10 protein-coding genes and 1 riboswitch are annotated in these 12607 nt (G+C 62.4%); of the genes, 3 read left to right on the forward strand and 7 right to left on the reverse strand.

The features are described from left to right. The first annotated feature begins 21 nt into the window (after nucleotides 1–21). Nucleotides 22–1170 (forward strand): DUF2865 domain-containing protein, encoded by a 1149-nt coding sequence (locus SS05631_RS08655; RefSeq protein ID WP_245369163.1) that lies wholly within the window; start codon nucleotides 22–24, stop codon nucleotides 1168–1170. On the opposite strand, the gene bluB is transcribed toward SS05631_RS08655, so the two are convergent. From bluB to SS05631_RS08670, 3 genes are all read right to left on the reverse strand, one after another. Next, nucleotides 1124–1885 (reverse strand): 5,6-dimethylbenzimidazole synthase, encoded by a 762-nt coding sequence (gene bluB / locus SS05631_RS08660; RefSeq protein WP_037424288.1) that lies wholly within the window; start codon nucleotides 1883–1885, stop codon nucleotides 1124–1126. The genes SS05631_RS08655 and bluB overlap by 47 nt on opposite strands. A 43-nt stretch (nucleotides 1886–1928) precedes the next feature. Next, nucleotides 1929–2141, reverse strand: a riboswitch (cobalamin riboswitch). 42 nt (nucleotides 2142–2183) lie between these two features. Then, on the reverse strand, nucleotides 2184–3008 hold the full coding sequence (locus SS05631_RS08665; protein ID WP_037424285.1) for a TolB family protein: 825 nt from the start codon (nucleotides 3006–3008) through the stop codon (nucleotides 2184–2186). Nucleotides 3009–3011: 3 nt separating this feature from the next. Further along, on the reverse strand, nucleotides 3012–4694 hold the full coding sequence (locus SS05631_RS08670; protein ID WP_037424283.1) for an NAD+ synthase: 1683 nt from the start codon (nucleotides 4692–4694) through the stop codon (nucleotides 3012–3014). A gap of 264 nt (nucleotides 4695–4958) precedes the next feature. Here SS05631_RS08670 and SS05631_RS08675 point away from each other — a divergent pair, with 264 nt between their 5' ends. Together SS05631_RS08675 and SS05631_RS08680 are read left to right on the forward strand one after the other, a co-directional pair. Continuing rightward, nucleotides 4959–6878, forward strand: a complete 1920-nt coding sequence (locus tag SS05631_RS08675) for an LTA synthase family protein (RefSeq protein ID WP_037424281.1) — start codon at nucleotides 4959–4961, stop codon at nucleotides 6876–6878. Nucleotides 6879–7360: 482 nt separating this feature from the next. Then, nucleotides 7361–8260, forward strand: coding sequence for a hypothetical protein (locus SS05631_RS08680; RefSeq protein WP_050988344.1), 900 nt, complete (start codon nucleotides 7361–7363; stop codon nucleotides 8258–8260). 11 nt (nucleotides 8261–8271) lie between these two features. Here SS05631_RS08680 and SS05631_RS08685 read toward each other — a convergent pair whose 3' ends face one another. The 4 genes from SS05631_RS08685 to SS05631_RS08700 all read right to left on the reverse strand — a co-directional run bounded on the left by SS05631_RS08685 (nucleotide 8272) and on the right by SS05631_RS08700 (nucleotide 12511). After that, nucleotides 8272–8670, reverse strand: coding sequence for a GFA family protein (locus SS05631_RS08685; RefSeq protein WP_037424278.1), 399 nt, complete (start codon nucleotides 8668–8670; stop codon nucleotides 8272–8274). A 119-nt stretch (nucleotides 8671–8789) separates the two neighbouring features. Beyond that, nucleotides 8790–10163 (reverse strand): 3-deoxy-7-phosphoheptulonate synthase class II, encoded by a 1374-nt coding sequence (locus SS05631_RS08690; RefSeq protein ID WP_037424313.1) that lies wholly within the window; start codon nucleotides 10161–10163, stop codon nucleotides 8790–8792. A gap of 239 nt (nucleotides 10164–10402) precedes the next feature. Further along, a complete protein-coding gene (gor, locus tag SS05631_RS08695) occupies nucleotides 10403–11794 on the reverse strand; it encodes a glutathione-disulfide reductase (RefSeq protein WP_037424276.1) in 1392 nt (463 codons plus the stop codon). 171 nt (nucleotides 11795–11965) lie between these two features. Then, nucleotides 11966–12511 carry a DUF2059 domain-containing protein gene (locus tag SS05631_RS08700; RefSeq protein WP_037424273.1) on the reverse strand — a complete coding sequence of 182 codons (546 nt, stop codon included), beginning with the start codon at nucleotides 12509–12511 and terminating at the stop codon, nucleotides 11966–11968. Between the last annotated feature and the right edge of the window lie 96 nt (nucleotides 12512–12607).

A 12607-nucleotide genomic window follows, 5' to 3' on the forward strand; every position in this document is an offset into this window, starting at 1 on the left:
TCCCGCGATCAGCGGAGCGAAATGCAGGAAAGACGAGTGTCAGTGTCCCGATCCACTGCGTCCTTGAGGATGATGCGCCTTGCGGCCGCTCTGCTGCCCCTCGCCTTGGCTATGCCTGGGCAGGCATCGGCCACCGACGTCTGCGCGCGCCTCAGCGCCCGCCTCGCAGAGCTGCCGGCGGCGTTCACGACAAACGCCAATCTGCGCGATTTCACCGGCGCGGTTTCGCGACAGAACATCGAACTTCGCCGCGCCAGGAACGAAAGGCGGCGCATGGAATGCAGCGACGAGTCCGTCGTCTACATCGAAAGCGAAAATGCGGCTGCCTGTGCCGAGCTTGACGATGCGATTGCGCGCATGGAGGACAATCTCCACACGCTCAAGGCCCAACGCCGGCACCTGATTTCGAAGGGCAATGAGGACATGCGCCGGCGGATCCTCGCCGCCATGGAATTGAACGACTGCTCGGGGGACGCCGCTCCGAACTGGGACGAGACGGTTCCGGATGAATACGGCACCGAAGAGGCGCGCGCTCATCGCAACATCCTCGAAAGCTTCCCGCCGGACGGCGAGGACTATCCGTTGCTGTTCGATGGTCCGACCGACGATTTCACATTCATGGAGAACGGCGCGGCAGGCGGCTTCAGGACCATGTGCGTGCGGACCTGCGACGGAGCATTTTTCCCGATTTCGTCGAACGCCACGCCGGCCGACTTCGGACGCGACGCCGAGCTTTGCCGGGCACGATGCCCCGGCGCCGATACGGAACTCTATTATCACGTCCTCGCCACCGAGGAGAGCGAGCAGATGGTTTCGGCGTCCACGGGAAGGCCGTACAGGGAACTCCCCAACGCCTTCGCCTATCGTGTGCGCGACGTCGGTTCTCCCGGCATCTGCGGCTGCCAGATTCCGAAGATCACGACGGATCAGAACAAAAGCACCCCCTCGGGAACCAAGCTTTCGGTGGTCAGCCCTTCCGTCGTGACGATCGAGGGGCCGTCTGCACCAGCCTTCGGACCAGCGGGGGCAAAGCCCGTGGAAGAGCGCCCCTATGATCCGAAGAGCAGCAAGGTCCGCGTTGTCGGTCCTGCCTTCCTGCCACAGGAAGAGAGCGCGATCGATCTCAAGAACCCTCGGGGATCGCGTTACCAGCCGCTGCAGAACGAGTGACACCTTCCCTTTGGGCGGTCGTTACGAGGCTGTCGCGGACGCCCCATCCTTCGTCGAAAACGAGGTCCTCGAGCGGCAAGCGTTGCCGCCAGCCCTTCACCGCCAATTCCGGCTGCTGGTAGAGGCGATCGACATAGCCAAGGCACAGCCAGGCGACGATTTCGATGTGCTCCGGAATTCCGAGGATATCTTTGACCTCGTTCTCGTGGAAAATGCTGACCCAACCGACGCCGACGCCTTCGGACCGCGCCGCGAGCCAAAGATTCTGCACCGCGCAAACCGTCGAATACACGTCCATTTGCGAATTGTGCGTGCGGCCGAGCACGACGGCGCCGCCGCGGGTCCGGTCGCAGGTCACGCAAATGCCGAGCGGCGCCTTGCGTATGCCCTCGAGCTTGAGTGACCGGTATTTCGCCTGCGCCTCGCCCGAAAACATTCCGGCTGCCTCCTCATTGGCGCGCTGGAATGCCTGCCAGACCCTCTCCCGCGTCTCGATTCGCCGTACGAGCACGAAGTTCCACGGCTGCATGAAGCCGACGGACGGGGCACGATGCGCCGCTTCGAGCAGGCGGGCGATCAGCGGTTCGGGCAGCGGTTCGGGCAGGAACTCGTCGCGCACGTCGCGGCGCGTCTCGATGGCACGATAGACGGCGGCGCGCTCGTCCGGCGAAAAGGCACCGGCCGCCGCAAGGCAGCCGTTCGGGTCAGGCAGCATCGTTCGATCCCCAACAATGCGCAACCTCCCGCCGTCCGCGCGGGGCCGGTCTATCTCGCCAGGCCGGTCTTCTGACTTCGGGTCACTCGGCTGCGCCACCTTCCCAGATCGCATCAGGAACCAGTGGCAAAGCTCTGAAAATGCTCAGAACTCTTTTGGCGCAGACGTCACCGTTACAGCGTTGGGCACGTGCCGGAATTCTACCGGCTTCCCGATTCTCCCGCAGCAAGCGGGCACCTGACGGCCGCATATGGGCACAGCCGCCGGCGAAACGCAAGGCGGGGGCGCCGCGCCCTGCTCAAGCCGGCCGATAACGCACGAAGGCGAAGGCATCGCCGTTGGGCGACCAGTTCGGAACGTTCATCGTCCCCTGCCCGCCGAAGAGTTCGAAGAGGACACGCGCATTGCTGCCTTCCGGATCCATCAGCCGAAGCCGCACATCGAGATCGCGCGGATGGTCGAAGACCTCGCCGTCATAGGACAGCACCAGCAGATGCCTGCCGTCCGGCGACGGGTGCGGGAACCAGTCACCATAAGGGCTGTCGGTGATGCGCTGGACATCGCTGCCGTCCGGCCTCACCCGCCAGATCTGCATGCGGCCGGTGCGGCTCGAATTGAAATAGATCCACGCACCGTCCGGCGACCAGTCCGGGCCGTCGTTGCGGCCCTCGCCATGCGTCAGGCGCCGCTCCTCTCCGCCATCGACCGAAATCGTGTAGATGTCGAAGATCTGGTCGCGGATCCCGCAATAGGTCAAGGTTTTCCCATCCGGGGACCAGCCGTGCCAATAGGACGGCAGGTTGCGCGTCACCAGAAGCGGCGTGCCGCCCTCGGCCGGCAGCAGATAGATCGCCGACTTGCCGAATTCGGTCTTGTCGCTGATCGCCAGCGTTTTCCCGTCCGGCGAAATGCCGTGATCGTTGTTGCATTGCCCGGCAACGCCCGTGTCGATTTCCACGGGCTCGGAACCGTCAAAGGCAAGCCGATAGAGCCTGCCGTCGCCGTTGATGATCAGGGATTTGCCGTCCGGCGACCAGTTCGGCGCCTCGACCAGCCGCTCCGTCTGCCAGACGACTTGCGTCTCGCCGGTGGCAATATCGAAAATCTCCACCGAACTGCGCATGATCTACCCTCGGTCGCGGAAACGGTTGGTGATCGGATAGCGCCGGTCCCGGCCGAAATTCTTCTTGGTGATCTTGACCCCGGGAGCCGACTGCCGCCGCTTGTATTCGGCGATGTAGAGCAGGTGTTCGATCCGATGCACCGTGGCCTCGTCATGCCCGCGGGCGACGATTTCCTCGGTACTCAGTTCCTTCTCCACCAGGCACTCGAGAATGTCGTCGAGGACCGGATAGGGCGGCAGCGAGTCCTGGTCGGTCTGGTTGGGCCGCAGTTCGGCCGAGGGCGCCTTGTCGATGATGTTCAGCGGGATGACCTCGCCGGAGGGGCCGAGTGCTCCGGGCGGCACAGCGCCATTGCGCCAGCGCGACAGTGCATAGACCTGCATCTTGTAAAGGTCCTTGATCGGGTTAAAGCCGCCGTTCATGTCGCCGTAGAGCGTCGCGTAGCCGACCGACATTTCCGATTTGTTGCCGGTGGTCACCACCATCGAGCCGAACTTGTTGGAGATCGCCATCAGGATCGTGCCGCGCGTGCGGCTCTGCAGGTTCTCCTCGGTGATCCCGGATTCGGTCCCCTCGAACGTGTCGGCGAGAGCATTGAGAAAGCCTTCGACGGGCTCCTCGATCGCAACGACGTCATAATGGCAGCCGAGCGCCTTGGCACAGGCCTCGGCGTCCTTCAGCGATTCCCGCGACGTATAGCGATAGGGCAGCATGATCGTGCGAACCCGCTCCTCGCCGAGCGCGTCCACGGCGAGCGCCGCGCAGATCGCCGAGTCGATGCCGCCCGACAGGCCGAGGACGACGTTCTTGAAGCCGTTCTTGTTGACGTAGTCGCGCAGCCCCAACATGCAGGCGCGATAGTCTGCCTCCTCGCATTCCGGCAGGCGAGACCGGAGTCCGTTGTGTGAGACCCAGCCGTCGTCACCCCTCGTCCATTCGGAGATCGCGAGCGCCTCCTCGAACTGGCTCATCTGGAAGGCGAGCGAGCGATCGGCATTGAAGCCGAAGCTCGCGCCGTCGAAGACCAGTTCGTCCTGCCCGCCGAGCTGATTGGCATAGATCATCGGCAAGCCGGTCTCTATCACCTGCTTCAGCACGATCTGGTGACGGACATCAACTTTACCGCGGTAGTAGGGCGATCCGTTCGGAGAAAGCAGGATTTCGGCGCCGCTTTCCTCGAGCGTCTCGCAGACGCCGAGCTCTCCCCAAATGTCTTCGCAGATCGGAACCCCGATGCGAATGCCGCGGAAATTCACCGGACCGGGCATCTCGCCTTGATCGAACACCCGCTTTTCGTCGAACTCGCCGTAATTCGGCAGATCCACCTTGTCACGGACGGCGATGATCTTGCCCCCGTCCAGGACGGCCACCGAATTGTGCCGCTGCGCGGAGGCTTGACGGGGGAAGCCGATGATCACTCCCGGCCCTCCATCCGCCGTCTCTGCGGCGAGGTTCTCGACGGCGCGCAGGCACGCCTTCAGGAAGGCCGGTTTCAGCACCAGGTCTTCAGGCGGATAGCCGGAAATGAAAAGCTCGGTGAACAGCACCAGGTCGGCGCCCTGGCGCGCGGCGTCGGCCCGCGCTTCGCGCGCCTTGGCCAGGTTGCCGGCGATATCGCCGACGGTCGGATTGAGCTGGGCTACGGCGATCCGTAGCGTCGAAGGTGCGGCTTTCTGTGGGGTCATGGCAGGCCTGTCGGTGTTTCCTCGGCGAATGCATCCAGCTTAAGGCTTGTACTTAACGCATCAGGTGGCAAAAAACCCCCTCCCAATCGCAATGCGTAGAAAAAATCTGAAAAATCCTGTTGTTCCCGGCCGTTAGTGACGCGACAGGGACCCGTCGCCACAGCGGGAACCTGAGGATCATCAAAGCCGCTTCGCCATTCATCCCCCGTTCAAGATGACGGTCGTATGACAGTTGAACGAAAGTTTTGTGAAATTGGAGAAGTTGTGGCCAGTATCGATTCCGCCGCGAGAGGTCCTCAGGTCTATGTCGAAAGGCCGGGCTTTTCCGTCAGACACGCAAAGACCCTGGCGGGCACCCGCAGCGCGCTGTTTTCGCTTTCGCTTGCCGCGACGATCGTCTTTGCGGTCGAGTTCATCGTGCGCCAGTCAGGCTCCGAAACGATCGCCTATTTCATCGATCCGATGCGGCCGGCCTGGACGACGGTCGCAGTCTTCTTCCTCGTCATGCTGGCCCTCGACGCGCTGTTTGGCCGTGAGCACAAGGGCGCGCTCGTGGTGGCGCCGCTCGCCATCATCCCGGCATTTATCTGCCAGCAGAAGCAAGTCTTCCTGTCCGACCCGCTCTATCCCACCGATTTTCTGTTCGGCCGTCAGATCATGGAGCTGATGCCGGTGCTGGTGAAGGATCGGCCATGGACCGCAGTCGGCGTCGTTCTCGGAATTCTGGCAACCGTCATCGCCATCGCCCTGCTGCTGCGCTACGCCTGGCGGAATTTTCCGAAGCTGACCAGCCGGGAGCGTCTCGCACGGGTCGTCTTCGCCCTGCCGCTGCTCGTCGCCTTCTGGAACATCATGGACTACAACCAGTTCTCGTGGGTCCGTGACCGGTTGCGCGTCATTCCGATCATGTGGGACCAGACCGAGAACTACCGCCACAACGGCTTCGTGCTCGCCTTCGCGATCAACCTGCCGATGGCCAATGTGAGCGCTCCGCCCGGCTACATGGCCGATGCGATCGGTCGAATTCCCGTAAAGCCGCTGCCCGCCGGAACGACGCATCGGGGCAAGCCGGACGTCATCGTGCTGATGAGCGAATCCTTCTGGGATCCGACGCGTCTGCCCAAGGTCAAGCTGACGCCCGATCCGATGCCGACGATCCGCGAACTCCAGGGCGGCAACGTCTTCTCGCCCGAATTCGGCGGCATGACGGCCAATGTCGAGTTCGAAGCGCTGACCGGCTTTTCGAATGCCTTCTTGCCCTATGGCAGCATTCCATACCAGCAATATATCCGCAATCCGATCCCGTCGCTCGCAACCTTCTTCCGCGGCGAAGGCTATGTGTCGCGCGCCATCCACCCGTTCCAGGGCTGGTTCTGGAACCGCACCGCCGTCTACAAGGCCTTCGGCTTCGATACCTTCCGCTCCGAAGAGAACCTGCCGGCGATGCAGAAGCGCGGAATTTTCGCTTCGGATGAATCGCTGACAAAGGAGATCATCCGCCAGGCCGACGCGATGGACGAACCCTTCTTCTTCTTTGCCGTGACGCTGCAGGGCCATGGGCCCTACGAGCCGAACCGCTACGCGAAGAACACCATCAAGGTCGAGGGCGACCTCCCGGAAAGCGACCGGCAGGTGCTTGCCACCTACGCTCAAGGGATCAAGGAGGCCGACGACAGCCTGAAAATGCTCATGGAGTGGGCGAAGCAGCGGGATCGCGAGACGATCATCGTTCTCTTCGGCGACCACCTGCCGCCGCTCAACACCGTCTACACCAGCACCGGCTACATGAAAGACGTGACGGCGGAACGCAAGGGCTCGAAGGACCAGATGAAGGCGCAGCACGAAACGCCGCTTGTCGTCTGGTCGAACAAGACCGGTGCGCAAAAGGATATCGGCAGCATCAGCCCGGCTTTTCTTTCCTACCAGATCCTGAAGCAGGCGGGCTATGAGCACCCCTACTACACGGGCTTCCTCGGTAAGGTTCACGACCACTTCCGCGTTCTCGATCGCTATTTGCTGATCCGCAAGAACGGCAAGGGCTTGGAGAACTGGCTGCGCCAGCCGAAGATTCCGGTGACGCTGCGCGACTACCGCTTCCTCCAGCACGACATGATGTTCGGCAAGCGCTATAGCACCGAGCGCTTCTTCAAGTCGCACGCCGAACTTTTCAGCGCCGGCTTATAAGCGGATCGTCTGCGAACGCACTCATTGGCCCGGTGTCCCCGCCGGGCCAATTGCGTATTTGACTATCCGCGCCCCAATTCTCGCCGGGTTCCGATTGGATGCAGGCCGATCCGAAACAAGACAGAATCAACTTTTGCGCAAGTCAGACTCCGCTAAAATGACAACAGATACGATGCTTTAACGATTTTCGCGCGTCGTACAGCTGTACGGATGCCAGAAATCAACTTCAAAATTCTGCGGAGACGCTGCTATGTCCGCACGAATCCTGAGCTTACCGGCCAAGCCGTTAGTCATACCAAACTATAGCAGCCACGGCTCTTCACCCGCCGGTGGCATCGGCGCCGCAAATTCCCCTAAAATTTACGTGAACCCAAACGGCGTACTTGCGCGTTTAGGCCAAGGTGAGATTTTATGTTGATTGCGCCGGGGCACGGGGTAAGCGAGCATTCGGTGCGTGGAGAGATCTGGAGCATACGCAACAGATGCAGCGGCTTGCTGGGACGGAAGAAGCCGGACGGAAGACTCCGCCCACCTTAACGGTGGACGCTCTCGTGCAAAACCCTCAATTTCTTGAGGTCTTGCAAGCGGGCGCGCGTACCCTGATTTCCATGAACGACCTGTTTCCGCGCATCGCGCGCCTCGTGGCAGCCCACCAGAGATGGATGCTGACGCAAGCCGCCTATGCCTTACACCTGGAGCGCGACCCGAACGACGCCGATTCCGGCATCACCGCAGCGCGATTGCTGAAAGTCATGCGCGAAACGGGCGCTGCCAGCCGGAACACGGCGACGGCCTTCCTCGCCGAACTCGTAGCCTACAAACTGCTCCGCCCGGCAAATGGCGGTCGCACGAAAAGAACGCGTCCCCTCGAGCCGACGGAAATCAGCGAAAACGCCATGCGGCTCTGGTTCAAGACGCAGATGAGCACACTCGATTTATTGGACGGCGGATCGCGCGTCAGACGCCTCGAGACGGATCCCGGCATCTTCGAGCGCGCGCAGCCCCGTGTCGCCAGGCGGCTGCTCTCGGACCCGAGATGGACGCAGCCCCCGGAAAGCGTGGCGATCTTTGTATGGTCGGAATCCGGCGGGGTGATCCTCGACGACCTGATGGCGCGCCCGCCCACTCTCGCCGTCCACGGCAAGGTCTGGGTAGACGTCAGCCTTGCGAGACTTGCCGAACGTTATCTGATCTCGAACACCCATATTCGCCGGCTGTTCGCGCGCGCAGAAGCGGCCGATTTCATCGGCAAGGGAGACGATGGCGCACGCGGCCGGTTCTGGTTGAGCAGCCGGCTCATCGAGGAATACGCCTCCTGGGAAGCAGTCAAGTTCGAAGCGCTGGCGGATGCCTTCGATCAGTCCGTGGTCGCATATCCCTGAGGGCGAGCGCGTTACTGTGACGCTTCCGCAAAGCGCGGCAGGTCGTCGTGGATGTCGTAGAAATCACCCTTGTCGGCGCAAAAAATATGATAGCCGGGCTCGAGACCGGTCGGCCCGTCGAACGTCCCTGCGAGAATAGAGGTATAGTCGAGCCCGTCCGCCTTCCAGAACAGCGCCGAGCCGCAGTGATGGCAAAAGCCGCGCTTCGCGCTCGTGCTGGAGCGGTACCAGGTGATCTGGTCCGCGCCTTGGACCTCCATGTGGCTGTCGAGGACATTCGTAGCGGCGTAGTAGAGCCCCGTCTGCTTCCGGCATTGCGAACAATGGCAGAAAATCAGCTCCCTCAGTTTCCCCTTCGTCTTGAACCGCACGGCGCCGCAGAGGCATCCGCCTTCATGGATTTCCGTCATTCCCCTCTCCACTGCAACAAAAAAGCCGGGCCAGCTTCACAAGCTGGCCCGGCGCTGTCAAATTCAGAAGATGCGGCGATTGTTCAGTAGAATTGAACCTTCGGCGCGTCTGCGATCACTCAGCCGTTGACCACCATCTTCTTTTCGTCACGGCCGCCCTTCATGCGTTCGGCAAGAAGGAAGGCAAGCTCCAGCGCCTGATCGGCGTTGAGACGCGGATCGCAATGGGTATGGTAGCGGTCCGCGAGATCGTCACCGGAAAGGGCGCGTGCGCCGCCGGTGCATTCGGTCACGTCGTTCCCGGTCATCTCGATGTGGATGCCGCCCGGATGGCTGCCCTCGGCGCGGTGGATCTGGAAGAAGCTCTCGACTTCCGAGAGGATCCGCTCGAAGGGCCGGGTCTTGTAATTGTTGAGCGTGATCGTGTTCCCATGCATCGGATCGCAGGACCAGACGACCTTCTTGCCTTCACGCTCGACGGCGCGGATCAGACGCGGCAGGTGCTCGGCGACCTTGTCATGGCCGAAGCGGCAGATCAGCGTCAGGCGGCCGGCCTCGTTGGCCGGGTTCAACAGGTCGATCAGCTCCAGGAGACCATCCGCGGTCAGCGACGGACCGCATTTGAGGCCGAGCGGGTTCTTGATGCCGCGGCAATATTCGACATGCGCATGGTCCGGCTGGCGGGTGCGGTCGCCGATCCAGATCATGTGGCCGGAGGTGGCGTACCAGTCGCCGGAGGTCGAATCGACGCGCGTCAGCGCCTGCTCGTAGCCGAGCAGCAGCGCCTCGTGGCTAGTGAAGAAGTCGGTCTCGCGCAGGCTCGGATGGTTTTCCGAGGTGATGCCAATCGCCTTCATGAAATCCATGGTCTCGGAAATCCGGTCGGCGAGCTTGCGGTAGCGCTCGGCCTGCGGGCTGTCCTTGACGAAGCCGAGCATCCACTGATGCACGTTCTCGAGATTGGCGTAGCCGCCCATGGCGAAGGCGCGCAACAGGTTGAGCGTTGCGGCCGACTGGCGATAGGCCATGATCTGCCGCTCCGGATTGGGGATGCGCGCCTGGTCCGTGAATTCGATGCCGTTGATGATATCGCCGCGGTAGCTCGGCAGCGTGACATCACCCTGCTTTTCGACGCCCGAGGAGCGCGGCTTGGCGAACTGACCGGCGATGCGGCCGACCTTGACGACCGGCTGCTGGGCGCCGAAGGTCAGCACAACCGCCATCTGCAGGAAAGCGCGGAAGAAGTCGCGGATCGTGTCGGCGCCATGCTCGGCAAAGCTCTCGGCGCAGTCGCCGCCCTGCAGCAGGAAGCCGCGGCCCTCGGCCACGTTTGCGAGTGCACTCTTCAGACGCCGAGCCTCGCCGGCAAAGACGAGTGGCGGAAACTTCGCGAGACGCCCTTCGACCGCGTCAAGCGCTGCAAGGTCCGGATAATCCGGCACCTGCTGAATGGGTTTCTGCCGCCAGCTGTTCGGAGTCCAAGTCTGTGCCATTTCCATCACCTGTTGTCTGACGCGGCCGGACCGCGTCGCGCCCCCTGCGGCCACCAGGCCGCCCGGCATTCGGAGAGTTCGTTCGAACCGGCAAGCTGGCCGGCCCGAGCCGCCACATCCGCACGGGCCGGTCACGCCGCGGATGCGGGCTTATAAACGTTAACAGGAGGCTTGGAAAGCCACTCTACCAGAAAACATCGGCTACCGCGCTTGGCTTTCGCGCCCGGCGGAACCGCGGCTCAAGCGACCCTTTCGCCTTCCCACACCCGATAGCTTGGCGAATACATCGTCACCAGTTCCTCGGCCGCCGTCGGGTGCACCGCCATGGTACGGTCGAAATCGTCCTTGGTGCATCCAGCCTTCAGCGAAATACCGAGCAGTTGCGCCATTTCACCGGCGTCGTGCCCGAGGATATGGGCGCCCAGGACCCTGCGATCCGCGGCATTGACGATGAGCTTCATGATCATCTTGTCCTTGCGTCCCGACAGCGTCGCCTTCATCGGCCGGAATTCCGCACGGTAGATTTCGAGCTCGTCATATTTCCGCGCCGCCTCCTCCTCGCTCAAGCCTACCGTGCCGATTTCCGGCTGCGAGAAGACGGCCGTCGCGATCAGGTCGTGATCCGGCGAGGTGGGATTGTTCTTGTACTCCGTCTCGATGAAGCACATCGCCTCGTGGATCGCCACCGGCGTCAGCTGCACGCGGTCCGTGACGTCGCCGAGGGCGTAGACCCCGGGCGCGCTCGTGCGCGAAAAGGCGTCGACAATGATGGCGCCGCGCTCATTGACCTTGACGCCGGCATTCTCGAGGCCGAGCCCCTTGGTGTTCGGCACGCGGCCGAGGGCGAGCATCACCTGATCGACGGCGATTTCGCCATGCTTCATGGTCTTGGCGACCCGCTGGCAATCGGCGCCGGCCGAGACCGACTGGATGATATCCTCGCAGAGGATACGAATGCCTTTCTCCTCCATCGCCGCATGCAGGCCGCGCCTCAGGTCCTGGTCGAAGCGCGAGAGAATCTCCTTGCCGCGATAGATCAGCGTCGTTTCGACGCCGAGGCCGTGGAAGATATTGGCGAACTCGACGGCGATATACCCGCCACCGGCGATCAGGATCGATTTCGGAAGCTCAGTAAGGTCGAAGGCCTCGTTTGACGTGATGCAGAGCTCATGTCCCGGCAGCGCGTCATGCGGGCTCGGATGGCCGCCGACCGCGATCAGGATGCGTTCCGCGGTCACCGTCTTGCCGCTCGCGAGCAGCCGCACCTCATTGGGTCCGGCAAGTTCGGCCCGCGTGTTCAAGATCTCCGCACCGGCATTTGCGAGCCCCTTTTGATAAAGCCCCTCGAGCCGGGTGATCTCCTGTTCCTTGGCCGCCACGAGCCTCTTCCAGTCGAAGCGGCTTTCGCCGACATTCCAGCCGAAGCCCGCTGCATCCTCGAAATGCTCCGAATATTGCGAGGCATAGACATAAAGCTTCTTCGGCACGCAGCCGCGGATCACGCAGGTGCCGCCGTAGCGAAACTCCTCGGCGATCGCCACCTTCTTGCCGAGCGCCGCCGCCAGCCTTCCGCTTCTCACGCCTCCCGAGCCGCCGCCGATCACGAAAAGGTCATAGTCGAAAGCGCTCATGGAGAACTCCTGAAAAGAAACATGATGGAATTGACGCGGTCGGTCGCAGCTTCAGCTCCGCGTTTAAACGACGGACCCTAATCGCTTGCGCCTGATATAGAGTTGCGACCCCAAAAAAGAAAAGCCCGGATCGCTCCGGGCTCCGCAGATGAGCCCAAAGGCTCCATAGGATTACTGCTGCGCCGGTGCCTGCGTGCCGGCATCCGCTGCCGGAGCGCTGCCGATCTTTTCATCGAGCGACTTGGTTGCGTCCTGGGCGAGGTCGCGCGAAACGCCGGCTGCCCAGATATCGGCCGCCTTCAAGAGTTCGCGGGAGGCGATCGGGCCGTCGTTCAGGAGCTTCTTGCCGGCCGCCGAGCTGTAGAATGCGGTGATCGCATTGAGTTCCTCGACCGAGAAGGTCTTGGCATAGATCGTCGCCGCCTCGCGTTCCAGGTCCGAGCGGCGCGCGGCGAGACCAAGCGCCTTCTCGTCGACGGTTGCCGAAATCAGTTCCTGATGGTTCGGCGACGCCTGGATCAGCGAGTTCTTCAGCCGTTCGGCAAGGTTCGGCAGAATGTTGTCGAAGCTGTTGGTGACGCCGAGCGCTGCGATGGTCGCGCGGGCCGCCTTGATCTGGTCCTCCGTCACTTCCTGCGCCTTGACGGCGGGAACCGACACCGAAAGGAGAACGGCCGCGGTTGCGAATGCCCGGGCGAAACTCGTGATTTTGTTCATTTTTATCAATGCTCCTGTGTTGGCACATATCGCCCGGCCAATTGCCGCCGCCAGGCATTCATGTGCGGAATTCTGTTTGCGCCACGGCCGCGGCGC

Source organism: Sinorhizobium sp. CCBAU 05631 (assembly GCF_002288505.1).
In the GTDB taxonomy this organism is placed as follows: Bacteria; Pseudomonadota; Alphaproteobacteria; order Rhizobiales; family Rhizobiaceae; genus Sinorhizobium; species Sinorhizobium fredii_C.

Bases quoted from the DNA above. Each gene is read 5' to 3' on its own strand.
- SS05631_RS08655 (WP_245369163.1), top strand. From the start codon at position 22: ATGCAGGAAAGACGAGTGTCAGTGTCCCGATCCACTGCGTCCTTGAGG.
- bluB (WP_037424288.1), bottom strand. From the start codon at position 1,885: ATGCTGCCTGACCCGAACGGCTGCCTTGCGGCGGCCGGTGCCTTTTCG.
- SS05631_RS08665 (WP_037424285.1), bottom strand. From the start codon at position 3,008: ATGCGCAGTTCGGTGGAGATTTTCGATATTGCCACCGGCGAGACGCAA.
- SS05631_RS08670 (WP_037424283.1), bottom strand. From the start codon at position 4,694: ATGACCCCACAGAAAGCCGCACCTTCGACGCTACGGATCGCCGTAGCC.
- SS05631_RS08680 (WP_050988344.1), top strand. From the start codon at position 7,361: ATGCAGCGGCTTGCTGGGACGGAAGAAGCCGGACGGAAGACTCCGCCC.
- SS05631_RS08685 (WP_037424278.1), bottom strand. From the start codon at position 8,670: ATGACGGAAATCCATGAAGGCGGATGCCTCTGCGGCGCCGTGCGGTTC.
- SS05631_RS08690 (WP_037424313.1), bottom strand. From the start codon at position 10,163: ATGGCACAGACTTGGACTCCGAACAGCTGGCGGCAGAAACCCATTCAG.
- gor (WP_037424276.1), bottom strand. From the start codon at position 11,794: ATGAGCGCTTTCGACTATGACCTTTTCGTGATCGGCGGCGGCTCGGGA.
- SS05631_RS08700 (WP_037424273.1), bottom strand. From the start codon at position 12,511: ATGAACAAAATCACGAGTTTCGCCCGGGCATTCGCAACCGCGGCCGTT.